This is a genomic window from Paraburkholderia sp. (assembly GCF_028283785.1).
Taxonomy (GTDB): Bacteria; Pseudomonadota; Gammaproteobacteria; order Burkholderiales; family Burkholderiaceae; genus Paraburkholderia.
Genome location: NZ_JAPWKB010000019.1, coordinates 339541 through 363464, shown reverse-complemented (window position 1 = coordinate 363464; position 23924 = coordinate 339541). Strand labels below are relative to the sequence as shown.

Genomic DNA, 23924 nt, shown 5'->3' with positions numbered 1-23924 from the left:
ACCAGGACAACCACAACAAACCAAAACCAAAAACCTCAAACCACTACAACCCCCTTCCGATGCGCCCGCAACACCAACCCCCTCCCCGCGAGACACAAAACACCCGCCCCCCCCACCACCACCCCCATCCCAAACGGCGACCCATCGGTCCAGATCCCAACCGCCATACTCGACACCGCCCCCAACGACAACTGCACCGCCCCAAACACCGCAGCAGCGGCACCGGCATTCATCGGATACCGATGCATCAACTCAGTCGTGCAATTCGCCGACAACACACCCACAACACCGACCACGAAAAACAGCCCGAAAACGATCGACCACAACCCACCCCACCCGGTCAAACTCACGAGACAAACAAACGCCGACGCCCCAAAACTCACCAGCGAAGCAAACGAAATAATCGGCACGGCCCCAACTCGCCCCACCAGTCGCGTGTTGATGAAATTCCATCCCATGATGCCGATGATATTCAGCGCAAACAGAAACCCGTAATGCTGCGCGGAAACATGGAAGTACTCGATATAGACGAACGGCGTCGCGGTGATATACGCAAACATCGACGCAAATGCCATCCCGCCGCAGAGCAGATGTCCCCACACCACCGGATCGCGCAGCAACGTTCCATACGCGCCGAACGATCGCAGCACCGCGGATTCCGCCCGCTTCTCCTTCGGCCACGTTTCCGGCACCTTCAGATACGCGGTCACCGCACACACCACGCCAAACACGGTCAGCACCGAGAACACCACGCGCCAGCCGCCCAGCAATAACAACTGACCGCCGATCAACGGCGCGAGCAACGGCCCGATCGACGTGACGATCGCCAGCATCGACAACACCTTCGCGGCATCGGACGGTGCATGCGCGTCGCGCGCAATCGCCCGCGCCAGCACCGATGCGGCACCCGCGCCCAACGCCTGCACGAAACGGAACATCACCAGCGAGTCGATCGAGAACGACAGCGCACACGCCACGCTCGCCACCGCATACATCGCAATCCCGCCCAGCAACACCGGACGCCGCCCGAACGAGTCCGACAACGGCCCGTACAGCAACATCCCGATCGAAAAACCAAACATGAAACTGGTCAGCGTCGATTGGGCCGCGCCCGAGGTCACGGCGAACGCCTGCATGATCGACGGCAGACTCGGCAGATACATGTCGATCGAGATCGGGCCGCACGCGGCGAGCGCGCCGAGCAACAGGATCAGCCGGCCATCGGGCCGGCGGGATGTGGCTTGAGACATGGAAATCCAGAAGAGAGACAGCCCAACCGGTCCAGATGCACCGGACGGGGACAGCAGAAACGAAGGGATTCACGCTATTTTTCGCACGAATCCCGCATACTTTGAATTGATTGTACGCGACAGCAGAAAGATCGGCCGGTCGTTTCCGCCCTGTCGGCGCAATCCAATCGCTCTGTCGCAAGCGCCCGCCGCCGCTGCGACCGCGCCTTTCTTTCACCGTTGCATCACCCATCCGACCTGTCACGATGACCGCTTTCCTGCTGATCTGGAGCCCCAAAAAATCGCCCTGGCCGGCGTTGCCCGAGGTCGCGAAGCGCGTCGCGGCGGGCGAAGCGGTCGCCGATGTCTGGGGCTGCGGCTTCGCGCGCAGCATCCTGCCGGGCGACCGCGTGTTTCTGCATCGGGTCGCGAAAGAGCCGAAAGGCGTGTTCGGCTCCGGCTACGTGACCCGCGCGCCGTACGAGGTGCCGGATGCGACAAAAAAACGCGGTTTCCGGCTGTGCATCGACTTCGTCTACGACTGGCTGGTCGATGCGAACGAGGTCGTCACGATCGACCGCGACACGCTGCGCACTTACCCGTTTTCCGTGCAGACCTGGGACGCGCAGACCTCCGGCATCTCGATCAAACCGATCGCCGAGGGCGCACTGGAAAAGCGCTGGAAAGCGTTGACCGGCCCGCGCAAACCGCTCGCACCGCCGTCGATAGCGCCGCTGGCAACGCAGTCGGCGCCTGATTCCGCACCGATCCCGGCCGCTCGACGCAGCCGCGCGCCGCGCGTGCAATCCGGCGAATCCTGACGCGTGCCCGCTGCCCGGCGCGCGGCCGTTGCGAGCCGACTCCGGTACAATTTCGGCAACCCATCCGCTGCTGAAAGCACCGCTGAAATTCCGGCTCGCCGCACGGCAAATCCCCGTCGCGACAGGTCTTGCGGCCCGGCGCGGAACAGGCCGGGACACATCGGCACCCACCCGGCCCCCGATCTACCGACACCCTCAGACAGGTTCAACGTCCATGTCCACCAATCAAGCTCTCTTCGAACGCGCCCAGAAAACCATCCCCGGCGGCGTGAACTCGCCGGTCCGCGCTTTCCGCTCGGTGGGCGGCACGCCGCGCTTTATCGAACGTGCTGAAGGCGCGTATTTCTGGGACGCCGAAGGCAAGCGCTATATCGACTACATCGGCTCGTGGGGACCGATGATCGTCGGTCACGTCCATCCGGAAGTGCTCGAAGCGGTTCAGCGCGTGCTGTCGAAGGGCTTCTCGTTCGGCGCGCCGACCGAATCCGAAATCGAGATCGCCGAGGAAATCTGCAAGCTGGTGCCGTCCATCGAACAGGTACGGATGGTGTCGAGCGGCACCGAAGCCACCATGAGCGCGCTGCGTCTGGCGCGCGGCTTCACGAACCGCAGCCGCATCGTCAAGTTCGAAGGCTGCTATCACGGTCACGCGGACAGCCTGCTCGTCAAGGCCGGTTCCGGTCTGCTGACGTTCGGCAATCCGACGTCGGCGGGCGTCCCGGTGGACATCGCGAAGCACACCACGGTCCTCGAATACAACAACGTCACCGAACTCGAAGAAGCGTTCAAGGCGTTCGGCAACGAGATCGCGTCGGTGATCGTCGAGCCGGTCGCGGGCAATATGAATCTCGTGCGCGCAACGCCTGAATTCCTGAACGCGCTGCGCCGCCTCTGTACCGAATACGGCGCAGTGCTGATTTTCGACGAAGTGATGTGCGGCTTTCGCGTCGCGCTCGGTGGCGCGCAGCAGGTCTACGGCATCTCGCCCGACCTGACGTGCCTGGGCAAGGTGATCGGCGGCGGAATGCCGGCGGCCGCGTTCGGCGGACGGCGCGACATCATGGCGCATCTCGCCCCGCTCGGCGGGGTCTATCAGGCCGGCACGCTGTCGGGCAATCCGATCGCGGTCGCGGCGGGCCTGAAAACGCTGCAACTGATTCAGGCGCCGGGTTTCTACGAAGCGCTCACCGCCCAGACCAAACGTCTCGCGGACGGGCTCGCGAACGCGGCGAAGGAAGCCAAAGTGCCGTTCGCGGCGGATGCGATCGGCGGCATGTTCGGCCTGTATTTCACCGACGCCGTGCCGGGCAGCTTCGCCGAAGTCACGAAGAGCGACGTGCCGCGCTTCAACGCGTTCTTTCACAAGATGCTCGACGCGGGCGTGTATTTCGCGCCGTCGGCGTACGAAGCGGGCTTCGTGTCGAGCATGCACGACGACGCGATCGTCGATGCGACGATCGACGCGGCGCGCGGCGCATTCGCGTCGCTGGCCGCCTGAGCATCGACGCGCCCCGCACACGCCACGGAACAATCAAGGGACCGCCCACGCCGATGTTCTCGCAACCCGATTTCGTCCATATGGAACGCGCGCTCGCTCTGGCGAAGCGCGGCCTGTTCACCACCGATCCCAATCCGCGCGTCGGCTGCGTGCTGGTCAACAGCCACGGCGAGGTGATCGGCGAAGGCTTCACGCAACCGGCCGGTCAGGATCACGCGGAAATCCGCGCGATGAAAGACGCGCGCTCGCGCGGTCACGATCTGCGCGGCGCCACGGCTTACGTGACGCTCGAACCGTGCAGCCATTTCGGCCGCACGCCGCCGTGCGCGAACGCGCTGATCGACGCGCAGGTGTCACGCGTGGTCGCGGCGATGGAAGACCCGAATCCGCAGGTCTCCGGGCGCGGTCTGCGAATCCTGCGCGACGCGGGCATCGAAGTGCGGTGCGGCCTGCTTGCAAACGAGGCGCAAGAGTTGAACATCGGTTTCGTGTCGCGGATGACGCGCGGCCGACCGTGGGTCCGGATGAAAGTGGCGGCGTCGCTCGACGGTCGCACCGGTTTGCCGGACGGCACCAGCCAGTGGATCACCGGCGAACTCGCTCGCGCGGACGGTCACGCATGGCGCGCGCGCGCGTCGGCGATTCTCACCGGCATCGGCACCGTGAAGGAAGACAACCCGCGCATGACCGTGCGCGCCGTCGATACGCCGCGCCAGCCGTTGCGCGTGCTGATCGACAGCCGGCTCGACGTGCCGCCCGAGGCGAACATTCTGGCGGGTGCGCCCACGTTGATCTTCTGCGGCGATCTCGACCAGCGCCATACCGAGCGCGCCGCCGCGTTGCGCGATCGCGGCGCGGAGATCGTGCAGATGGCCAATCCGGCCGGCAAGGTCGATCTGCCGGGCGTGCTGAAAGCGCTCGGCGAGCGCGGCGTCAACGAATTGCATGTCGAGGCAGGCTACAAACTGAATGGCTCGATGCTGCGCGAAGGCTGCGTCGACGAACTGCTGGTGTATCTCGCGCCCAGTTTGCTCGGCACGGATTCGATGGGCATGTTCAATCTCGTCGCGCCCCACACGCTCGACGCCCGCGTGCGTCTGAACTTCCACGCGGTAGACCGTTTCGGCGACGATCTGCGGATTCTGGCGCGGCTCGCGCCGGTCGCCGACGCGCCGTCGAATGCAACGCCCACGCCCGCACCGTCGCAATAACGTGCAACGTGAGCGCAGCGAACTAACCTAGTTTTCAAGGAATCAGCACGATGTTTACCGGAATCGTCGCGGCGGTCGGCCGCATTGCATCAGTGAAGCCGCTCGGCACCGAAGCGGACGCGGGCGTTCGCCTCGACGTCGAAGCCGGCGGCCTCGATCTCGAAGACGTTCAGCTTGGCGACAGCATCACCATCCAGGGCGCCTGCATGACGGTCGTCGCGAAAACCGCGAATTCGTTCGAAGTGGACGTGTCGCGCGAAAGCCTGAACCGCACTGCCGGTCTCGCCGACAAAGGCGAAGTCAATCTGGAAAAGGCGTTGCGCGCGCACGACCGGCTCGGCGGCCATATCGTGTCGGGCCACGTCGATGGGCTCGGCACCGTCACGCGCTTTGCGCCGGTTGGGGAGTCGCATGAATTGCGCGTGCTCGCGCCGCGCGAGATCGGCCGCTTCCTCGCGTACAAAGGCTCGATCACGGTCAACGGCGTGAGCCTGACGGTGAACACGGTCGAAGATCGCGACGACGGCTGCGAATTCTCGATCAACCTGATCCCGCATACGGTCGATGTCACGGCGCTCAAGCATCTGCGCGACGGCACGAAGGTCAATCTCGAAGTCGATCTGATTGCGCGCTACGTCGAACGGATGCTGTCGACGTCCGGTCAACCGGGTTTGAACCTCAAGTAAGTGTCATCGAAGCGCGCTGCCCGCTTCGATTTGCCCCGCTGTTTCCGAACCGCATCCGGTTGCGTCCATCGACGTAACCGGATCGCGTCACCTTCCGCGTCATCTCCGCTTTATCTCCCGTTCAGGTTGGATATTTTGTCGCAGCGTCTTTGATCGACATCAAAGCCTTGATAGATGTCAAAGCGATTCCGTACGCGTGCCGCTACATTCGCTTCGTCTCGAAAATAGGCCGTGAGCATGTCAGATCATTCGCTGGACGTCGAAATTGGAAGCCTGGTTTCCGGGCCAATGCTCGAATGCGCGCCGGACACACCCGTTCGGGTCGCCGCGCAACGGATGGCGCAGCGCCGTTGCAGCGCCATCGTCGTAATGGAACACGGCGTGGCGCTCGGCATCTGGACCGAACGCGACGCGCTGTCCGTCGGTGAGGGTCCGGCCGTGCTCGCCGGACCGATCGACGCGGTGATGAGCCGCCCCGTGGTCGCGCTTCCCGAACGCACCCGGCTCGGCGACGCCGCCGTGCATTTCAAGGAACGCGGGATTCGCCATTGCCTCGTGATCGACGACACCGGGCATTCGGTTGGCATCCTCACGCAAACCGACCTCGTGATGTGCCAGGGGCCGGAATTCTTTTTACGGATGAAGACGATCGAGTCGGTGCGCGCGGCGATGCCGGTGATCGTCGATGCGGCCACGCCGATGCGCGAGGTGCGCCAGTCGATGCGCGAACATCGTGCGAGCGCGATCGCGGTTCGCGATCCGTCGGGCCGCGCCGACGCGTTCGGCATCCTGACCGAGCGGGATATGGTCCGGCTCGTCGCGGCCGGTGCGCTCGACGGCGCGGCGGGCGATCACGCCAGCTTCCCGCTGCGCTCGCTCGCGCAGACGCGCAGCCTGTATGCGGCGCGGCAATCGCTGGTCGAGCATCGAATCCGGCATATCGGTGTCATCGACGATCACGGTCGTCTGACGGGCATGCTCGGACTATCCGACATTCTCAGCAATATCGAATACGAATACGTCCACGAGTTGCGCGCCGCGCTGCGTCAGCGCGACGAAGCGCTGATCACGTCGCGCTATAACCTGCGGCTCGCCGACCGGATCTTCGAATCGACGCTCGACGGCGTGATGGTCACCAATCTCGACGGCACGATCGAGCGCGTCAATCCGGCCTTCACGCGACTGACCGGCTACACCCAGGCCGACGTGCTCGGCCGCAATGCCAGCGTGCTGAGTTCGGGACGGCAATCGCCGGTGTTTTATCGCGAGTTATGGCGCACGCTGACCGATAAAGGTCACTGGCAAGGCGAGATCTGGAATCGCAAGAAAAGCGGCGAACTGTTCCTCGAATATCTGTCGATTTCCGGCATCTACGATCACGACGAGCGCTGCACGCACTACGCCGCACTGTTCTCCGACATCACCCAGCGACGCATCGCCGAAGAAAAGCTGAATCATCTGGCGACGCACGATGCGTTGACCGCGCTGCCGAACCGCGTGCTGTTCATCGAGCGGCTGAACCGTGCGATCGCGCGGGCGCGGCGCGAATCGAAACGCGTCGCGGTGATGTTTATCGACCTCGACCGCTTCAAGCTGATCAACGACACGCTCGGCCACGGTATCGGCGACGAAACGCTGAAGGTGATCGCCGGGCGGCTGAAACGCTCGGTGCGCGAGACCGATACGGTCGCGCGGCTCGGCGGCGACGAATTCACGATCGTGCTCGAAGAGATCGACGATATTCGCCATGTCGGCCAGGTCGCACAGACCTTGCTGACGCTCGCCGCGCAGCCGATCGAGCTGGGCGGCCAGCCGGTCTTCGTCACGCCGAGTATCGGCATCAGCATGTATCCCGACGACGGCATCGATCCGCAACAACTGCTGATGCAAGCCGACCGCGCGATGTACGAGGCGAAAGACGCGGGCAAGAACAATTTCCAGTTTTTCACCGCGCCGATGACCTCGACGGCGATGGAGCGGATCGTCGTCGAAAGCGAGCTGCACCAAGCGCTGGTAGCCGGCGAATTCCGGCTGCACTACCAGCCCGAGTTCGATTTGCGGACCGGCGCGATGTCGGGGGTCGAAGCGCTGATCCGCTGGCAGCATCCGACTCGCGGGCTGATTCCGCCGGATCTTTTTATCCCGCTCGCGGAAGAATCGGCGCTGATCGTGCCGATCGGCGCGTGGGTGTTGCGCGAGGCGGCCCGCCAGGCGCGCACGTGGCTCGACGAAGGCGTCGAATTCGGCCGGATCGCCGTGAATCTGTCAGGGCGGCAATGTCGGCACGACGCGTTCTTACAGGATTTGGCGAATATCCTGAGCGAAACCGGGTTGCCCGCGCATCGCCTGCAATTCGAACTGGTCGAAAGCATGGCGATGACGAACGGCCACGGCGCGATCGAAGACCTGCTCAACGAGCTGGCGCAACGCGGCATCAGTCTCGCCGTCGACGATTTCGGTACCGGTTATTCGTCGTTCCGCTATCTGCAGACGCTGCCGGTGGATACGCTAAAGGTGGACCGCTCGTTTCTGGCGGGCGTCGGCGTTGCTCGCACCGACGAGCCGAACCGCAACGCGGACCGGCCGCCCAGGCCCGATATCAGCGACGGCACGATCGTCCGCGCGATCGTCGCGATGGCGAAATCGCTGGGCATGACGGTGGTGGCCGAAGGCGTCGAACGGATCTCGCAGCTGGATTTCTTGCGGGAGATTGGCTGCGACCGCGCGCAGGGCTTTCTGCTCGGGCGTCCGGCGCCGGGCGCGCTGATGCAGCGCACGCCGCTGCAGTTCTGACGCGCGTTTCGGGCGTCGGGCGACGCGACGAGACCCGCGCCGGCGCTCGCTCGGCCCGTTCCGGCATGCGCCGCGAGACAAGTGCAATGCCGGTGGAAACGCCTATACCGTTCGGCCGAGGGGGACTTGGGCAGCGGCGTGGCGTAAAATACGCGCTTTCCCGAAAATCACGCCACCCGCCACCATGACGCTCGCCTCCACCCTTGAGATCATCGCCGAACTGAAAGCCGGCCGGATGGTGATCCTCGTCGACGAAGAAGACCGTGAAAACGAGGGTGATCTCGTCATCGCCGCCGAATTCGTCACCCCGGAGGCAATCAACTTCATGGCGCGCTACGGTCGTGGCCTGATCTGCCTGACGCTGACGCAGGAACGCTGCAAGCTGCTGAACCTGCCGTTGATGACGTACCGCAACGGCACGCAGTACGGCACGGCGTTCACGGTCAGCATCGAAGCGGCCGAAGGCGTGACCACGGGCATTTCGGCGGCGGATCGCGCGCGCACCATCGCGGCGGCGGTCGCGCCGGACGCGCGTGCCGACCACATCGTGCAGCCGGGCCACGTGTTCCCGATCATGGCCCAGCCGGGCGGTGTGCTGGTGCGTGCCGGCCATACCGAAGCCGGCTGCGACCTGACGGCGCTCGGCGGCCTGCAACCGGCGGCCGTGATCTGCGAAGTGATCAAGGACGACGGCACGATGGCGCGTCTGCCCGATCTGATGGAGTTCGCGGCGGAACACGGCCTGAAAATCGGCACGATCGCCGATCTGATCCACTATCGCAGCCGCACCGAGTCGATCGTCGAACGGATCTGCGAACGCACCATGCAGACCGCACACGGCGCGTTCCGCGCGGTCATGTATCTGGATCAGCCGAGCAACCAGCCGCATATCGCGCTGGTGCGCGGCACGCCCACGCCGGATACCGACACGCTGGTGCGCGTGCACGAGCCGCTGTCGGTGCTGGATCTGCTGGAAACCGGCGTGTCCACGCACTCATGGACGCTCGACGCCGCCATGAAGGAAATCGCCGCGCGCGACAACGGCGTGATCGTGCTGCTCAATTGCGGCGACACGAAAGATCATCTGGTGGACGTCTTCAAGGCGTTCGACTCGAAAGAGAAAGCCGACGCGCTCAAGCGCCGTCCGGTCGATTTCAAGACGTACGGCATCGGCGCGCAGATTCTGCGCGAACTGGGTGTCGGCAAGATGCAGGTGCTGTCGAATCCGCGCAAGCTGGGCAGCATGTCGGGATACGGTCTCGAAGTCACTGGCTTCGTCCCGATGCCCGGCAGCCCGGCGGCGCAAACCAAGGCCTGATCCAGTCACACGCGTATCCAAAAGCACACCCACGCTTCGCGCTCAACCAAACACTACGGACCTCATATGGAAATCGGACAATATCAACCGAACCTCGACGGCGACGGCCTGCGCATCGGCATCGTTCAGTCGCGCTTTAACGAACCGGTCTGCAACGGCCTCGTCGATGCCTGCATCGAAGAACTCGAACGCCTCGGCGTCGTCGGTGAAGACGTGCTGCTCGTCACCGTGCCGGGCGCGCTGGAAATCCCGCTGGCGCTGCAAAAGCTCGCGGAAAGCTCGCATTTCGACGCACTGATCGCGCTGGGCGCCGTGGTGCGCGGCGAAACGTATCACTTCGAACTGGTGTCGAACGAAAGCGGCGCGGGCATCACCCGCATCGGTCTGGACTTCGGCATTCCGGTCGCGAACGCCGTGCTGACCACGGAAAACGACGAGCAGGCCGTCGCTCGCATGACCGAAAAGGGTCGTGATGCAGCGCGCGTCGCGGTCGAAATGGCGAATCTGTCGGTGGCGCTGGACCAGTTGTCCGGCGACGACGAAGAAGACGAAGAGGAAGAGGCATGAAGAGCGCACGCCGACGTTCCCGCGAACTGGCCACGCAGGGTCTGTATCAGTGGCTGCTGTCCGGTGCGCCCGGCGGTGAGATCGACGCGCAACTGCGTGGCGCGCAGGGCTACGACAAGGCCGACCTCGAGCATCTGGAAGCGCTGCTGCACGGCGTGATCCGCGATTCGGCAACGCTGTCCGCCGACCTCACGCCCTGCCTCGACCGCCCGATCGAGCAACTGTCGCCGGTCGAACGCGCGGTGTTGCTGGTCGCCGCGTACGAGCTGAAGAACCACGTCGATATCCCGTATCGCGTCGTCATCAACGAAGCGGTCGAACTGACGAAAACCTTCGGCGGCTCCGACGGCTACAAGTATGTCAACGGCGTACTCGACAAGCTGTCGGCGCAACTGCGCGTCGCTGAAACGCAGGCGGCTCGCAAGCCTTAACACGGTTGTCGGGCGTCCCGGTCTACACGCGTCGCAACGCGCGTTCGCCGCCCGCCGCCCAACCGCCCGCTCACGGACGGCCGCCCTGCCCGCATATCGCCGGCAGAGCGCGCCGTCCGTTTGTTTTTTGACTGGAACATTGCAATGAACACCGTGACCGATCCGATGGTGCGGCTGGCCGCCCGCGTCGATGCCATTCAGCCCTTCTATGTGATGGAACTCGCCAAGCAGGCCGCGCTGCTGGAGCGCGACGGGCGCGACATCATTCACATGGGAATCGGCGAGCCCGACTTTACCGCGCCCGAGCCGGTCATCGAAGCCGCGAGCGCGGCGCTGCGTCGCGGCGTCACCCAATACACCAGCGCGCTCGGTCTGCAACCGCTGCGCGAAGCGATCTCGGCGCACTACGCGAGCGCGTACGGCCTTCAGGTCGATCCGGCGCGGATCGTCGTCACAGCGGGCGCGTCGGCGGCGCTGTTGCTGGCGTGCGCGGCGCTGGTCGATCGCGACGACGAAGTGCTGATGCCCGACCCGTGCTATCCGTGCAACCGCCATTTCGTGGTCGCCGCCGAAGGCAAGCCGGTGCTGGTGCCGAGCGGCCCGGCCGAACGCTTCCAGCTGACCGCGGCGGATGTCGAGCTTCTGTGGAACGAGCGCACGCGCGGCGTGCTGCTGGCGTCGCCGTCGAATCCGACCGGCACGTCGATCGATCCGGACGAGCTGAAACGCATCGTTCAGGCCGTGCGGGCGCGCGGCGGCTTCACCATCGTCGATGAGATCTATCAGGGCTTGAGCTACGACGCGGCGCCGGTGTCGGCGCTGTCGTTCGGCGACGACGTGATCACCGTGAACAGTTTTTCGAAGTACTTCAACATGACCGGCTGGCGACTGGGCTGGCTGGTCGTGCCGCCGTCGATGACCGGCGCGTTCGAGAAACTCGCGCAAAACCTGTTCATCTGCGCGTCGGCGCTCGCGCAGCACGCGGCGCTCGCGTGCTTCGAGCCGGACACGCTGGCGATCTACGAAGCGCGGCGGCTGGAGTTCAAGCGTCGTCGCGATTTCATCGCGCCCGCGCTGGAAACGCTCGGTTTCAAGGTGCCGGTAATGCCCGACGGCGCGTTCTACGTGTACGCCGACTGCAGCAATGTGTCGCACGTCGCAGCGGGCAATAGTGCCGCGCTGACATCGTCGATGCTGCACGATGCGGGCGTCGTGCTGGTGCCGGGCATGGATTTCGGCTCGCATGCGCCGCGTGAATACGTGCGTCTGTCGTACGCGACCGCTTATCCGAAACTCGAAGAAGCGGTCGATCGTCTCGCCAGGTTGTTTGGGCGCTAACGAAAGCGCTAAGAACCGACGAATCACGCCGATTTATTCCGACGGAACAGATCGGCGTTTCAGTTTCAAACAGGCGTTCGGTTGATCGCAAACCGCGTAGAACTTCTGCGTTGCAACAAAAAAAGGGCACCTTGCGGTGCCCTTTTCATTTGCGGCGCGCTTCATCCAAAGCGTGGATGAAGCGGTTTAGCTCACGTCCTGCGCCAGACTTACGCGCCCAGTTCCGGCGTGGCTACGTGCTTGGTCGGCGTCGCGGCCGCGTCGTCCTGTGTCGGCGACTTGACCGTGGTGGCCGCAGCCAGCGGGTGTGCGCCTTCCAGCGTTACCTGCACACGCTTCGGCGTGGTTTGCACGGTCGTGACCGGTGCCGTGGTCGTTGCAGGTGCTTGCGGTGCGTTGATCGGCACCTTGCGGCCCCGTGCGACATCGCGCAGGCGACCGCGCTCGGCCATCACCTTCGCACCGTAACCGCCGTCGTCAGGCGCCGTGGAGCCCACGTACAGACGCAAACCGCCCGGCAGCGAGCCGCCGCGCGCGATGCAATCCTTCAGCACGAGTGCGCCCACCTTGATGTTGGCGACCGGTTCGAGCGCTGCGCTCTGACCACCGAAGTACTGGAACTTGTCCGAGTGAACCTTCGACATCACCTGCATCAGGCCCTGCGCGCCGACGCCGCTTTCCGCGTACGGATTGAAACCCGACTCGATCGCCATCACGGCGAGCAGCAACAGCGGATCGAGACCGACTTCGCGGCCCGTGTCGAAAGCCGCCTTGACGAGTTCGCCGACCGGTTCCTGCGCAACGCGGTAGCGCCGTGCAAGGTAGCTTGCGACGAGCGCCTGCTCACGTGCCGACACCAGCACGCGGTCGTCGCGTGCATCGGCGGCCACGCGTTGTGCGGGGATCAGTCGTGCCAGCGCGCTGACGCTTTGCAGCGTGCGCGGGTCGAGGCCGTTCAGCGCGGCGATGCCCATGCCGGCGTTGCCGCTGCCGTCGAAGGCGCCGTCGTAGCTGGTATTGGCGACCGTCGCAGTGGCGACGGGGGTCGTGCTCGTGATCGTGTCGTTGCCGGAAACGGCATTCGACGAAACCGTATCATCCGACGCAGCGCCGCTGGACGGCGCGAACGAAGGTAGCGGATTGCCCTGTAGCAGACGGGCTGGACCCGCTTGCACCGCAGCCGAGATGACCGGCATCAGCCTGGCGGCCAAAGTGCCGCGCCAGCCGGGCATCAGCCACAGCGTCAGTGCCAGCACCACGGCGAGGCCGCCGACGATGCTGAACAGGTGATGACTCATACGCGTCCCGCGACGTACTGCAGCGCGTAAAACAGGCGCAAGTCGCTGATCGGGACGCCACGATAACCAGGCGTTCATTCAGATCTCCCATGTTGCATGATCCGCGAACTTCGCTGGACGAGCCGGCGTTTAAAACGTCAACGTTCGCAGATCAAGACGCCGCTTGCTCTGGTCAAGGCAGCAGCGACGTCGGGAAACGGCATAAAAACCGTCTGTGGGGAGCCAAAATCTCAAAAAGCGGGGGCGTCATGCCAAAAAAGCATGCACGCAATGGCTCCCACGCGAAAAACCAGCGTCGGAACAACGCTGGCGAGGACTGCAAATAAGGCCGTAAGAAACCGTGCAGGGGTCGGTAAACGGTGACGCGTTGCGTCGATAGGACCGGGGGCAGTGGTAAGAAGTTTCAAGCCCTGCAACCAATGTGACCGGATTCTACCAAGAGTTTATAGATCGTCAACACTATGAACAGGCAAAACTATAACTAATTGTAATAATGAACAGTGTTCAGCGGCCGAAGAACCGCGCACCATGCGCGTCTTCACAAAGTTGACTTTCCCCCAGCGAACGTGCGCTAACCAACACAGGTAAAATCGACAACCGGTTTTGCGCGCCGCCCGCCTGCTGCGCCCCCATTTTTCGCCGCGTTTTGCGGCCCGATCCGCACCGATGAAATACAAAGACCTGCGCGACTTCGCCGCCCGTCTCGAATCCATGGGCGAGCTGCGCCGTATCTCGCAAAAAGTCTCGCCCATCCTGGAAATGACCGAACTGTGCGATCGCGTGTTGCGCGCGAGCGGTCCGGCACTGCTGTTCGAGGACAAAAGCGAGCATGCGTTCCCCGTGCTCGCCAACCTGTTCGGCACGCCGCGACGGGTTGCGCTCGGCATGGGTATCGATGCCGGGAAGGAAGATGGCGACCAGGCCGCGCTCGAATCGCTGCGCGACGTCGGACGGTTGCTGTCCGCGCTGAAAGAGCCGGAGCCGCCGAAGGGTTTGAAGGACGCGGGCAAGCTGTTCACGCTCGCCAAAGCCGTGTGGGACATGGCGCCGAAAACCGTTAGCAGTCCGCCGTGTCAGGAGATCGTCTGGGAAGGCAACGATGTCGATCTCGCGAAGCTGCCCATCCAGACCTGCTGGCCCGGCGACGCCGGTCCGTTGATCACGTGGGGATTGACCGTCACGCGTGGACCGAACAAGACGCGCCAGAATCTCGGCATCTACCGGCAACAGCTGATCGGCCGGAACAAGCTGATCATGCGATGGCTCGCGCATCGCGGCGGCGCGCTCGATTTCCGCGAATTCGCGCTGCAAAACCCCGGCAAGCCGTACCCGGTCGCGGTCGTGCTCGGCGCCGATCCGGCCACCGTGCTCGGCGCAGTCACGCCGGTGCCCGACACCTTGTCCGAGTATCAATTCGCGGGTCTTTTGCGCGGCGGCCGCACCGAACTCGCCAGGTGCATCACGCCCGGCGTCGATACGCTGCAAGTCCCGGCGCGCGCGGAAATTGTCCTCGAAGGCTTTATCTATCCGCAAAGCGGCACGCCCGAACCCGCACCGGCCGGCGCGCCGCCGCGTCCCACCAAAGGCGCGAGCGCAGGCTACGAACACGCGCTCGAAGGCCCGTACGGCGACCACACCGGCTACTACAACGAGCAGGAGTGGTTCCCCGTGTTCACCGTCGAGCGGATCACGATGCGCCGCGACGCGATCTATCACTCCACGTACACCGGCAAACCGCCCGACGAACCGGCCGTGCTCGGCGTCGCGTTAAACGAAGTGTTCGTGCCGCTGTTACAGAAGCAGTTCACCGAGATCACCGACTTCTATCTGCCGCCCGAAGGATGCAGTTACCGGATGGCGATCGTGCAGATGAAGAAGAGCTATCCCGGCCACGCGAAGCGCGTGATGTTCGGCGTGTGGAGCTTCCTGCGGCAGTTCATGTACACGAAGTTCATCATCGTGGTCGATGAAGACGTGAACATCCGCGACTGGAAGGAAGTGATCTGGGCCATCACGACGCGCATCGATCCGTCGCGCGATACGGTGATGGTCGATCGCACGCCGATCGACTACCTCGATTTCGCGTCGCCGGTTGCGGGGCTCGGCTCGAAAATGGGCCTCGACGCGACCAACAAATGGCCCGGCGAAACCGATCGCGAATGGGGCACGCCAATCACAATGGACGATGCGGTCAAAGCGCGTGTGGATCGCTTGTGGGACGAACTCGGTTTGTGACCGCCGCTGCGTTTCGAGCCTGAAAACAGGCTCTTTTTATCTCACTCCCCTTCTTCTGAACGGCCGCGCGGATGCACCCCTTGTCGATGTTGTCGGATGGTTTTTTTCTGTCGCTGTCGTTGTGTCTGGATATCGGCCTGGTCAATGTCGCGATCATTTCGCTAACCTTATCGCATGGCTTCCGTCCGGGTTTCTGGCTCGGACTCGGATCGTGTTTCGGCGATCTGATTTACGCGGCGCTCGCGTTGGCGGGCATGGCCGCGCTGCTGCAATTCGATGCCGTGCGCTGGGTCGTGTGGATCGGCGGCGCGGTGATTCTGCTTTTCCTCACGTGGAAGATGGCGCGCGAGGCGTTGTTCCCCGCGTCCGCGCCGCCCGTCGAAGGTGAAGCGGATGCGTCGACGCCGCATCTGAATCCGTGGCGCGGCTTCTTGCGCGGCGTGTTGCTGGCGGTGTCGTCGCCGTCCGCGATTTTGTGGTTTGCGGCGGTCGGCGGCGCGCTGATTGCAAAAGCCGGCGCCACGTCGATCAGCACCGCGCCGATCTTTCTGGGCGGTTTTTTTCTCGGCGGACTGGTGTGGACGCTCGGCATCTGCAGCCTCGCCAGTCATGGCCGCAAGCGTGCCGGAACCGGCTTGCTGCGGGCGTGTCACGTGATGTCGGCGGTGTTGTTCGCGTACTTTTCGTACAGCGTGATCGTCAACGGATACCGCGATCTGATCGTCGGCGCGGCGCACGCCGCAACGTGAAACACGTGTAAAAACGCAAATACAAAAGCAGAAACGGCGTGACGCGGAAAACTCCGCATCACGCCGTTTTCATTTGATCGGTTATAGACCGCTTTGCGATTCTTTATGAACCGCTTATCCGCCTGACGACACTCGCTTAACGACGTCGCTTAACGACGGTAATAGCCATGGTTGTAATAGCCATGATGACGGTAATAAGGACGGCCATAACCGCCGTAATAGCCGCCAACCACAACCGGCGGCGGACCGTAGATCACCGGTGGCGGCGCATACACGACAGGCGGCGGCGGTGCGTAATACACCGGCGGAGGCGGCGCTGCATAGACCGGATAGGCCGGCACGCCGATGCCGATCCCGACCGACACGTGCGCCTCGGCAGCGGTGGTGAGCCCCGCGGCAAGCGCGGCGGCAACGACGAACGGTACGATCTTTCTCACTTCTTTTCTCCTGGTGCCTCGCCGACTGGCTGGCGCGTATTGCATGGCGACCATGCTGTCATTTCAATGTATCGAAAAAGGATGTGAACGGCTGTGCGCATTTGTTAGCAATTGCAATGCACATTCCGGTAGCCCTTTTTCGTCATTCGTGACACGTATTAAGCAGATGTGGGCATGTGCCTGAAACGCAAGGATTTCAACGGCGTGATTCCCGTGGACGGTCGAACTTACCGTTCAGATCGCTCGACCGGTCAGTCCGGTCGGAAATCTTTGATTACAAATTCGATTCGATCCTGACACGGCGAGTTCCCGTCCTACGCCGATGCACACGTGCACAAAGCAAAATGCCCGACACGGAGGTCGGGCATTTCTCACAGCACAGCGGAATTTACGCCGCCGTCGTGTCGTCGCGACACGCGCGTGAAACGGTCAGGCTACCTTGACGTAGGCGAATTCGCGCGACACGTTGGGCGGCACATACGCGCCACTGATACGCACCCTTGGCGACAGCCGCTTTTTCTGCTCCCACCAACGACGGCGTTGCGAGTGCGTCAGAAACCGCAAATGCTTTCGGTAAGAAAAGATGCTCATCATGACCTCCCCGAATATCGACTGCGAGAACATTAACGTGGCCGACGGTTGCCGGCTGAGCCTACGAATAAATTGTGAGCAGTTTTCGGGCCCGCGAGCATCGCCGATTCAAATGACGGCCGCGTCGGCCTATAAGCGCCGGACACTGGACGCGGACGCCGCTCGAGGTTAGCGCAATCGCGCTGCGATCCTCGGCCGGATGGCCAATCGGCGGGTCGCGGACGCAAGCCGCAAGTAAGGCATGATAATGTGACGACCGGCGCGGCGTGCACGCCACCGCGCGAGCGTACCGCGCTCCGAGACCAACCGACGAGAACGCACAATGATCAAGGTCAGCATCCTTTATCCGTACCGGGAAAACGGCCACTTCGACGTGGATTACTACTGTGACAAGCACATGCCGCTCGCGGCGCAGCGCTTCGGCGCGGCGTTGAAGGGCTGGTCGGTGGACGTCGGCATCAACGCGGGGCCGCCGGGGTCGCCGCCGCCGTATCGGGTGGCCGGGCATTTCCTGTTCGACTCGACCGAAGCCTTCTACGAAGTCTTCATGCCGGCCATGGACGAACTGACCGCCGACATTCCGAACTACACCGACGGCGGCAACGGCGCGATCCTGATCAGCGAGATCAGGATGAGCGTTTAACTGCGCGTGTAGCCGTCGGAGCCGTCGCGCGGCGAGTGCGAGATCGCGGTTTTCTTTTCGTCTGCGCGCGCGGTCACAATAGCGGTTGCCGTCGATACCGTTTGCGGCGACAGGTGACGCTGTCATGAAGCCGCAAACACACCTGCAACGAAAAACCCGTCGGCGAGCCAGCAGTATCAGGCGAGCGCCGACGCCCAGCGTCCGGCACTCACCGTTGCCCGGCCGCCATTGAAGCAAAAGGACACACACGATGTTTGGCGATATCGCCCGTTTTCTCCTGAATACCGTTTTCACGCTGTTCGGCGCCGCGCTGCTGTTGCGCGCCTGGTTGCAGGTCGTGCGCCTGCCGCCGTACAACCCGGTGTCGAACGCCGTGTTTCAGGTCACCAACTGGATCGTGCTGCCGCTGCGCAAGATCCTGCCGAGCACGAAGAATATCGATTGGGCGAGCATTGTCGCGGCATTGATCGCGGCGCTCGTCTACGTGGTGCTGATGGTGCTGCTGACCGGTATCGATCCGCTCAGTCTCGCGCCTACCCTCGCGATCGTCGCGTTGCTGACGGTTATCAAGTGGGCGCTGAACCTGATCATCTGGATGACGATCCTGATGGCGCTGCTGTCGTGGCTGAACCCGCGCTCGCCCGCAATGCCGATCCTGTTCCAGCTGACCGCGCCGTTTCTGAGTCCGCTGCGTCGCGTGGTGCCACAAATCGGCGGCATCGACCTGTCGCCGATCCTGCTGTTCGTGATCGTGCAGGTGCTGCTGATGGTGGTCACCCGGGCTGCCGTGCAACTGACGTATTTCGTGATCTGACGCGGATCGCGGCGTGCAACGCCGCGAGATCATCACGCGGGAAACGGCGCGCGCGATTGCGCGGCCAGCCGTTTCCCGCGTAAAATAGTGCGCTCTGCGGGCGTCGTATAATGGTAATACCCTAGCTTCCCAAGCTAGAGCCGTGGGTTCGATTCCCATCGCCCGCTCCACATTTCTGCTCAACTGCGCGTCGTGTTTTGAACGCAAGAATCACGCAGCCACGCACGATCCAGTTTCTCCGCCTTCCCGTTTTGATTCCGCCACGTTTGCGTTTCGTCGGTGCCTTCATCGGCGCAGTCGGCGTTCGCGTGCGCCGTCCCTGCTAAAATCCGCGTTCGATTGAAAGCCTGCGACGGTTTTTCACCACGCAGCGCGCCACGCCCTCACCCATGCAGTCAGCCACGATGAACCACGATCCGAACGAAGTCACGCCGCCGGACAGCCCGTTAAACGGCACCGAAGACGCCGCGCATACCGCCGGCGAATCCCACGCGGACACCTCCGCCGCCGACACCGAAACCGACGTGCTGCACAAGCGCCGCATTCGCAGCTTTGTGACGCGCGCAGGTCGCGTCTCGACCGGCCAGCGTCGTGCGATGGACGATCTCGGTCCGCGCTTCGTGATTCCGTATGCGCCGCAACAGCCGGACTGGGACACGGTATTTGGCCGCCCGGCGCCTCGCGTGCTGGAGATCGGGTTCGGTATGGGCGCGACAACGGCGGAGATCGCCTCGCATCGTCAGGGCGACGATTTCCTCGGCGTGGAAGTGCATGAGCCAGGCGTCGGCGCATTGCTGAAGCTGATGGGCGAACAGAACCTGTCGAATATCCGGATCATCCAGCACGACGCGGTCGAGGTCCTCGAAAACATGATTGCGCCCGACAGCCTCGACGGCGTGCACATCTATTTCCCGGACCCGTGGCATAAGGCGCGTCATCACAAACGTCGCCTGATCCAACCGAAATTCGTCGCGTTGCTGGTGTCGCGGCTGAAGCCCGGCGCGTATATCCACCTCGCAACCGACTGGCAGAATTACGCCGAACAGATGCTCGAGGTGCTCAGCGCGGATTCCACGCTCGTCAATACCGCCGACGGTTACGCGCCGCGTCCGGATTATCGTCCGGTGACGAAATTCGAACGACGCGGCCTGAAGCTCGGCCACGGCGTGTGGGACCTCGTCTTCAAGCGGCGATAACGCGCGCAACCCCACGCAAGACGCAAAAAAGCCCGTTCGAGCGATGCTCGAACGGGCTTTTTTCATGCTGCGGCGATCAGTCCGCCCAGCTCAATCCGCCGCTATAACCGACCAGCAGAATCAGCAGGCCGAAGCCGATCCGATACCACGCGAACGCCGTGAAATCGTGCCGCGCGATATAGCGCAGCAGCCAGCGCACGCATGCGAACGCGCTGATGAACGCCGCGATGAAACCGATGCTCAGCATGCCGAGCGCGCCGGTGGACAGGCTTTGCCAGCTCTTCATCAGCTCGTAGCCGGTCGCGCCGAACATGATCGGAATGGCGAGGAAAAACGAGAACTCGGTGGCAACGCGCCGGTCGAGCCCGAACAGCATGCCGCCGATGATCGTCGAGCCCGAGCGCGACATGCCCGGAATCAACGCAAAGCATTGCGCCAACCCGACTTTCAGCGCGTCGAGCGGCGTGAGCGCGTCGATGGATTGCACGCGCGCGGTGGAATCGTGTCCGTCCTGCGACGGGTCGGGTGCTTTGCCATCGCGACGGGCACGCTGTCGCGCTTCCGCCCACAAAATCACCACACCGCCGACCACCAGCGCAAACGCAACCGGCACCGGCGCATAGAGCGCCGACTTGATCGCTTTCTCGAACATAAAACCGAGGATGACTGCCGGAATCGTCGCGATGATGACGTTGATCGCGAAGCGCTGTGCATTGGACTGCGACGGCAAACCGGTTATCACGCTGCAGATCCGCCGGCGAAACTCCCAGCACACCGCGAGAATCGCGCCAAGCTGGATCACGACATCGAACGTCTTTGCATCTTCACCGCTGAAATCGAGCAGACTGCCTGCCACGATCAGATGCCCCGTGCTGGACACCGGCAAGAACTCGGTCAAGCCTTCGACGATGCCCAGAATCAGCGCTTTGCACGCCAGTATCCAATCCATCCGTACCCCTCCTGGCTGTTATCGACAATCAGGGCCGACTGGAAAAAGCGCGGCCCCGCGGCCGCGCATCGTCATTTTTCGACGATCTCTACGCGTATGCCGTTTGTAAGGATCTTGATTGTACCGGGTTCGTAATTCACGCCGGCAAATTGAAGCTGTTCCGGCTTGAATGTGTAGATCGGATAGTTGTTCAGTAGCTGTGTCGCGAGCAGCGCGGCGGCGGCGTTGATCTGCTGCGTATACGCCTGCGCGTCGCCGCTGACGGCCACGTTGTCGACACTCGGCGAGCGCAGCACGACCGCGCGACGCGTCGCGTCGTAAGCCAGTTCGCTCGACAGCGTGAACACGCCGGTGACCGGCTGCGGCATGAACGGACTGGCGAGATTCGCATCGAGCCGCACCGACACGCGATTCGCGTCCGGCAGCATGCCGACTTGCGGATTCGTCAGCGCAACCTCGAAAACCTGCGACACCGTGCGCTGATACGGAAACTTGCGCTGCACGGCGTCCTGCACCTGCTGCTGCGTGAACGTGTAGTGCGACGGGATAAACGGAAACGTCGCGGTCGCGCAGGCCGCCAGCGACGCGGTCAGGCTCGCGGTCGCGCACGCTGCGCCGGCGGCCAGCAGAAAGCGGCGCCGGGTCGGCGCAGCGGGTCGAGTCATGCGGAATTCTCCTTCGTTACTGTTCGGGGCGTCGTCACTGAAGCGGCGATGCGGAGTGCGGCCGGGTTTGCGCTTCGAGCACGGTCAGCCACGCGAGCGCGTCGTCGCGCGACTCGCCGCACATATCCGTCTGCGGTTTCAGACCCGAACAGCAGGCCGGACGTTCAGGGCGGCCGAAAATTGCGCAACGCAGATCGTCGCCCAACTGGACGCAGCGCACGCCGGCCGGCTTGCCGTCGGGCATGCCGGGAATCGGGCTGGAAATGGACGGCGCGATACAGCACGCGCCGCAATCGGGGCGGCACGCATGACCGGCTACTTGAAAGGGGGAATCGACTGTCACTACCTTGTTCCTGATACCGATGCCGGACGGCGAAAACGAGCGGTGCGCCCGCCGCGCCAGCGTCTGCTTTTTGCGTCAGACCGCATTGTGCCATTGCCGGCGTGCGACCTTTTTACACAATCGGCACGGCGCGCATCTCACGTTAACTTTCTCTATATCAATATCCATGCACGCGGGCCGGACGGACGGCCGGATCGGCACACCGCACGGGCTTCTGGCGGAGTACGCTGCGTGGCGTCCAGTGAGCTCAATCATGACCGCCGCCAACGCCCTCTTCCGCCCCGACCTGCTCGCCAGGTACAACGCCAACGGTCCGCGCTACACGTCCTATCCGACCGCCCTCCAGTTTCGCGACGACTTCGACGTCCAGCATTATCTCGACGCCGCTCGCGATCCGGGCGCATCGTCCACCGACCTGTCGTTGTACTTCCACATTCCGTTTTGCGACACCGTGTGCTTCTACTGCGGCTGCAACAAGGTCGCGACAAAAAATCGCGCGCACGCCCGTCCTTATCTGGACCGGTTGAAACGCGAAATCGTCTGGCAAGCCGCGCATTTCGATACCGGCCGGCCGGTGTCGCAGTTGCATTGGGGCGGCGGCACACCGACCTTCCTGTCGCACGATGAAATGGCCGAGCTGATGGCCGCGACGCGCCGTCACTTCACGCTGCTGCCCGACTCGCAAGGCGAATATTCGATCGAGGTCGATCCGCGCGAGGCGTCGGCGGACACCATCTCGCATCTGCGCGAGATCGGCTTCAACCGGCTCAGTCTGGGCGTGCAGGACTTCGACCCGGTCGTGCAGAAAGCCATCAACCGGATCCAGCCGTACGACATGACCGCCGACGTGATGTACGCCGCGCGCCGTGCGGGTTTTCATTCGATCGGCGTCGATCTGATTTACGGGCTGCCGCATCAGACCGTCGAAAGCTTCAGCCGTACGCTCGATACGATGATCGCACTTGCGCCCGACCGGCTGTCGGTGTTCGGTTATGCGCACATGCCGCAACTGTTCAAGATGCAGCGTCAGATGGACCCGGCCACGTTGCCGTCGCCCGAGGTGCGCATGGCCTTGCTGGAGCGCGTGATCGAGCGACTGACCGGCGCGGGCTATGTGTATATCGGCATGGACCACTTCGCGCTGCCCGGCGACGAACTGGCCGTCGCGCAGTCGCAGCGCACGCTGCATCGCAATTTCCAGGGCTACAGCACGCGTGCGGAATGCGATCTGATCGGCTTCGGCGCGTCGTCGATCGGCAAGGTCGGCGACGTCTACGTGCAAAACGCGAAAGACCTGCCCGCCTATGCCGACGCAATCGACGCAGGCGGTCTCGCGATCACGCGCGGTGTGCGTCTGAGCGGCGACGACCGGTTGCGCCGCGACGTAATCACGCAACTGATGTGCAACCTCGAACTGCGTTTCGACGAATTCGAAGCAACCTACGGCATCCGTTTCCCGCAGACGTTCGCGTCGGAACTGGCGCGGCTGCGCGACTTCGAAGACGACGGTCTCGTGCGGATCGATCGTGAAGCCCGCAAGCTCGAAGTGCTCACGCCCGGCCGGATGTTGGTGCGCAATATCGCGATGGTGTTCGACCGCTATCTCGGTCAGCAGACGCTCGAACGGTTCTCCAGAACGGTTTAAGCGGCATCGGACCGTGGGCCGTTCGGCCTGGCGGTGGTGACCTCGCTCGTCAGAGGCGCGTCTAGCGCGGGCCGCCAAACGCGCGGAATGCGCGGTTCCGGCATGGTGGATGCCAAAGATGCGCTTCGGCTTGCCCGTCGCGACATTTTCCGCCATAATCTGCGTCTTCGCCGCGTCCAAGCAGCTTCGTACGCGCGCCGCAAGACATGCCCGGGTGGTGAAATTGGTAGACGCAGGGGACTCAAAATCCCCCGCCGCAAGGCGTGCCGGTTCGATTCCGGCCCCGGGCACCAGACATCGCAAAAAAGCCGCCTTCGGGCGGCTTTTTTGTTTCCGGCGACACCGCTTCCGTGTCGCCGCGCGACGTGACTCGCAGGCCACGCCTGCAATAAAAAACCGGCCTTCGCTTCGCAGCAAAGGCCGGTTTTTTTATCGTCAGGGCTAAACGGCTCGGCCGTTCAACCCGT

21 protein-coding genes and 2 tRNA genes are annotated in these 23924 nt (G+C 63.4%); 17 read left to right on the top strand and 6 right to left on the bottom strand.

Annotated elements, in window-relative coordinates:
* Positions 1-35: 35 nt before the first annotated feature.
* Complete coding sequence (locus PW947_RS23910) at positions 36-1250, bottom strand: Bcr/CflA family multidrug efflux MFS transporter (RefSeq protein WP_299634879.1); 1215 nt, start codon at positions 1248-1250, stop codon at positions 36-38.
* 245 nt (positions 1251-1495) lie between these two features.
* Between PW947_RS23910 and PW947_RS23905 the strand changes: the two genes are divergently transcribed.
* The 9 genes from PW947_RS23905 (at position 1496) to PW947_RS23865 (ending at position 11892) form a co-directional block, all read left to right on the top strand.
* Positions 1496-2050, top strand: coding sequence for a hypothetical protein (locus PW947_RS23905; RefSeq protein ID WP_299634878.1), 555 nt, complete (start codon positions 1496-1498; stop codon positions 2048-2050).
* A gap of 214 nt (positions 2051-2264) precedes the next feature.
* On the top strand, positions 2265-3548 hold the full coding sequence (hemL, locus tag PW947_RS23900; protein ID WP_299634877.1) for a glutamate-1-semialdehyde 2,1-aminomutase: 1284 nt from the start codon (positions 2265-2267) through the stop codon (positions 3546-3548).
* Positions 3549-3601: 53 nt separating this feature from the next.
* Positions 3602-4759, top strand: a complete 1158-nt coding sequence (gene ribD / locus PW947_RS23895; RefSeq protein WP_299634876.1) for a bifunctional diaminohydroxyphosphoribosylaminopyrimidine deaminase/5-amino-6-(5-phosphoribosylamino)uracil reductase RibD — start codon at positions 3602-3604, stop codon at positions 4757-4759.
* A gap of 50 nt (positions 4760-4809) precedes the next feature.
* The gene (locus PW947_RS23890; RefSeq protein WP_299634875.1) at positions 4810-5445 is read left to right on the top strand and encodes a riboflavin synthase; all 636 of its coding nucleotides are present in this window, start codon (positions 4810-4812) and stop codon (positions 5443-5445) included.
* A 237-nt stretch (positions 5446-5682) separates the two neighbouring features.
* On the top strand, positions 5683-8238 hold the full coding sequence (locus PW947_RS23885; RefSeq protein ID WP_299634874.1) for an EAL domain-containing protein: 2556 nt from the start codon (positions 5683-5685) through the stop codon (positions 8236-8238).
* A 184-nt stretch (positions 8239-8422) separates the two neighbouring features.
* Complete coding sequence (gene ribBA, locus PW947_RS23880; RefSeq protein ID WP_299634873.1) at positions 8423-9556, top strand: bifunctional 3,4-dihydroxy-2-butanone-4-phosphate synthase/GTP cyclohydrolase II; 1134 nt, start codon at positions 8423-8425, stop codon at positions 9554-9556.
* Between the two features lie 66 nt (positions 9557-9622).
* Entirely contained in the window at positions 9623-10123 is a 501-nt protein-coding gene (gene ribH, locus PW947_RS23875) for a 6,7-dimethyl-8-ribityllumazine synthase (protein WP_299634872.1), read from the top strand.
* Positions 10120-10554 (top strand): transcription antitermination factor NusB, encoded by a 435-nt coding sequence (nusB, locus tag PW947_RS23870; protein WP_299634871.1) that lies wholly within the window; start codon positions 10120-10122, stop codon positions 10552-10554. The genes ribH and nusB overlap by 4 nt, the downstream gene beginning before the upstream one ends.
* A gap of 144 nt (positions 10555-10698) precedes the next feature.
* Positions 10699-11892: a pyridoxal phosphate-dependent aminotransferase gene (locus PW947_RS23865; protein ID WP_299634870.1), complete on the top strand. Its 1194-nt coding sequence runs from the start codon at positions 10699-10701 to the stop codon at positions 11890-11892.
* 209 nt (positions 11893-12101) lie between these two features.
* On the opposite strand, the gene PW947_RS23860 is transcribed toward PW947_RS23865, so the two are convergent.
* A complete protein-coding gene (locus PW947_RS23860) occupies positions 12102-13268 on the bottom strand; it encodes a lytic transglycosylase domain-containing protein (protein WP_299634869.1) in 1167 nt (388 codons plus the stop codon).
* Between the two features lie 588 nt (positions 13269-13856).
* Here PW947_RS23860 and PW947_RS23855 point away from each other — a divergent pair.
* Together PW947_RS23855 and PW947_RS23850 are read left to right on the top strand one after the other, a co-directional pair.
* Positions 13857-15425, top strand: coding sequence for a UbiD family decarboxylase (locus PW947_RS23855; protein WP_299634868.1), 1569 nt, complete (start codon positions 13857-13859; stop codon positions 15423-15425).
* A gap of 71 nt (positions 15426-15496) precedes the next feature.
* Complete coding sequence (locus tag PW947_RS23850; RefSeq protein WP_299634867.1) at positions 15497-16174, top strand: LysE family transporter; 678 nt, start codon at positions 15497-15499, stop codon at positions 16172-16174.
* Positions 16175-16323: 149 nt separating this feature from the next.
* Here the strand turns inward: PW947_RS23850 and PW947_RS23845 are convergent, their stop codons facing one another.
* Positions 16324-16611 (bottom strand): hypothetical protein, encoded by a 288-nt coding sequence (locus PW947_RS23845; RefSeq protein ID WP_299634866.1) that lies wholly within the window; start codon positions 16609-16611, stop codon positions 16324-16326.
* Between the two features lie 913 nt (positions 16612-17524).
* On the opposite strand from PW947_RS23845, the gene PW947_RS23840 reads away from it, so the two are divergent.
* The 4 genes from PW947_RS23840 to trmB all read left to right on the top strand — a co-directional run bounded on the left by PW947_RS23840 (position 17525) and on the right by trmB (position 19855).
* Positions 17525-17845 carry an EthD family reductase gene (locus tag PW947_RS23840; protein ID WP_299634865.1) on the top strand — a complete coding sequence of 107 codons (321 nt, stop codon included), beginning with the start codon at positions 17525-17527 and terminating at the stop codon, positions 17843-17845.
* Positions 17846-18095: 250 nt separating this feature from the next.
* Complete coding sequence (locus PW947_RS23835; protein WP_299634864.1) at positions 18096-18659, top strand: YggT family protein; 564 nt, start codon at positions 18096-18098, stop codon at positions 18657-18659.
* Between the two features lie 96 nt (positions 18660-18755).
* A tRNA-Gly gene (locus PW947_RS23830) sits at positions 18756-18829 on the top strand.
* A gap of 234 nt (positions 18830-19063) precedes the next feature.
* Positions 19064-19855, top strand: coding sequence for a tRNA (guanosine(46)-N7)-methyltransferase TrmB (gene trmB, locus PW947_RS23825; RefSeq protein WP_299634863.1), 792 nt, complete (start codon positions 19064-19066; stop codon positions 19853-19855).
* A gap of 76 nt (positions 19856-19931) precedes the next feature.
* Here trmB and PW947_RS23820 read toward each other — a convergent pair whose 3' ends face one another.
* The 3 genes from PW947_RS23820 to PW947_RS23810 all read right to left on the bottom strand — a co-directional run bounded on the left by PW947_RS23820 (position 19932) and on the right by PW947_RS23810 (position 21812).
* Positions 19932-20804 (bottom strand): undecaprenyl-diphosphate phosphatase, encoded by an 873-nt coding sequence (locus PW947_RS23820; RefSeq protein WP_299634862.1) that lies wholly within the window; start codon positions 20802-20804, stop codon positions 19932-19934.
* A 71-nt stretch (positions 20805-20875) separates the two neighbouring features.
* Positions 20876-21469 (bottom strand): DUF1439 domain-containing protein, encoded by a 594-nt coding sequence (locus PW947_RS23815; RefSeq protein WP_299634861.1) that lies wholly within the window; start codon positions 21467-21469, stop codon positions 20876-20878.
* Positions 21470-21503: 34 nt separating this feature from the next.
* Positions 21504-21812: a YkgJ family cysteine cluster protein gene (locus PW947_RS23810; protein WP_299634860.1), complete on the bottom strand. Its 309-nt coding sequence runs from the start codon at positions 21810-21812 to the stop codon at positions 21504-21506.
* Positions 21813-22065: 253 nt separating this feature from the next.
* Here PW947_RS23810 and hemN point away from each other — a divergent pair, with 253 nt between their 5' ends.
* Both hemN and PW947_RS23800 read left to right on the top strand, forming a co-directional pair.
* The gene (gene hemN, locus PW947_RS23805) at positions 22066-23457 is read left to right on the top strand and encodes an oxygen-independent coproporphyrinogen III oxidase (protein WP_299634859.1); all 1392 of its coding nucleotides are present in this window, start codon (positions 22066-22068) and stop codon (positions 23455-23457) included.
* Between the two features lie 208 nt (positions 23458-23665).
* Positions 23666-23750: transfer RNA gene (locus PW947_RS23800), tRNA-Leu, on the top strand.
* Positions 23751-23924 lie beyond the last annotated feature (174 nt).

What these genes read in the sequence shown, in the direction of transcription:
- PW947_RS23910 (WP_299634879.1), bottom strand. Translation starts at nt 1,250, where the DNA reads ATGTCTCAAGCCACATCCCGCCGGCCCGATGGCCGGCTGATCCTGTTG.
- PW947_RS23905 (WP_299634878.1), top strand. Translation starts at nt 1,496, where the DNA reads ATGACCGCTTTCCTGCTGATCTGGAGCCCCAAAAAATCGCCCTGGCCG.
- hemL (WP_299634877.1), top strand. Translation starts at nt 2,265, where the DNA reads ATGTCCACCAATCAAGCTCTCTTCGAACGCGCCCAGAAAACCATCCCC.
- ribD (WP_299634876.1), top strand. Translation starts at nt 3,602, where the DNA reads ATGTTCTCGCAACCCGATTTCGTCCATATGGAACGCGCGCTCGCTCTG.
- PW947_RS23890 (WP_299634875.1), top strand. Translation starts at nt 4,810, where the DNA reads ATGTTTACCGGAATCGTCGCGGCGGTCGGCCGCATTGCATCAGTGAAG.
- PW947_RS23885 (WP_299634874.1), top strand. Translation starts at nt 5,683, where the DNA reads ATGTCAGATCATTCGCTGGACGTCGAAATTGGAAGCCTGGTTTCCGGG.
- ribBA (WP_299634873.1), top strand. Translation starts at nt 8,423, where the DNA reads ATGACGCTCGCCTCCACCCTTGAGATCATCGCCGAACTGAAAGCCGGC.
- ribH (WP_299634872.1), top strand. Translation starts at nt 9,623, where the DNA reads ATGGAAATCGGACAATATCAACCGAACCTCGACGGCGACGGCCTGCGC.
- nusB (WP_299634871.1), top strand. Translation starts at nt 10,120, where the DNA reads ATGAAGAGCGCACGCCGACGTTCCCGCGAACTGGCCACGCAGGGTCTG.
- PW947_RS23865 (WP_299634870.1), top strand. Translation starts at nt 10,699, where the DNA reads ATGAACACCGTGACCGATCCGATGGTGCGGCTGGCCGCCCGCGTCGAT.
- PW947_RS23860 (WP_299634869.1), bottom strand. Translation starts at nt 13,268, where the DNA reads ATGAACGCCTGGTTATCGTGGCGTCCCGATCAGCGACTTGCGCCTGTT.
- PW947_RS23855 (WP_299634868.1), top strand. Translation starts at nt 13,857, where the DNA reads ATGAAATACAAAGACCTGCGCGACTTCGCCGCCCGTCTCGAATCCATG.
- PW947_RS23850 (WP_299634867.1), top strand. Translation starts at nt 15,497, where the DNA reads ATGCACCCCTTGTCGATGTTGTCGGATGGTTTTTTTCTGTCGCTGTCG.
- PW947_RS23840 (WP_299634865.1), top strand. Translation starts at nt 17,525, where the DNA reads ATGATCAAGGTCAGCATCCTTTATCCGTACCGGGAAAACGGCCACTTC.
- PW947_RS23835 (WP_299634864.1), top strand. Translation starts at nt 18,096, where the DNA reads ATGTTTGGCGATATCGCCCGTTTTCTCCTGAATACCGTTTTCACGCTG.
- trmB (WP_299634863.1), top strand. Translation starts at nt 19,064, where the DNA reads ATGAACCACGATCCGAACGAAGTCACGCCGCCGGACAGCCCGTTAAAC.
- PW947_RS23820 (WP_299634862.1), bottom strand. Translation starts at nt 20,804, where the DNA reads ATGGATTGGATACTGGCGTGCAAAGCGCTGATTCTGGGCATCGTCGAA.
- PW947_RS23815 (WP_299634861.1), bottom strand. Translation starts at nt 21,469, where the DNA reads ATGACTCGACCCGCTGCGCCGACCCGGCGCCGCTTTCTGCTGGCCGCC.
- hemN (WP_299634859.1), top strand. Translation starts at nt 22,066, where the DNA reads ATGACCGCCGCCAACGCCCTCTTCCGCCCCGACCTGCTCGCCAGGTAC.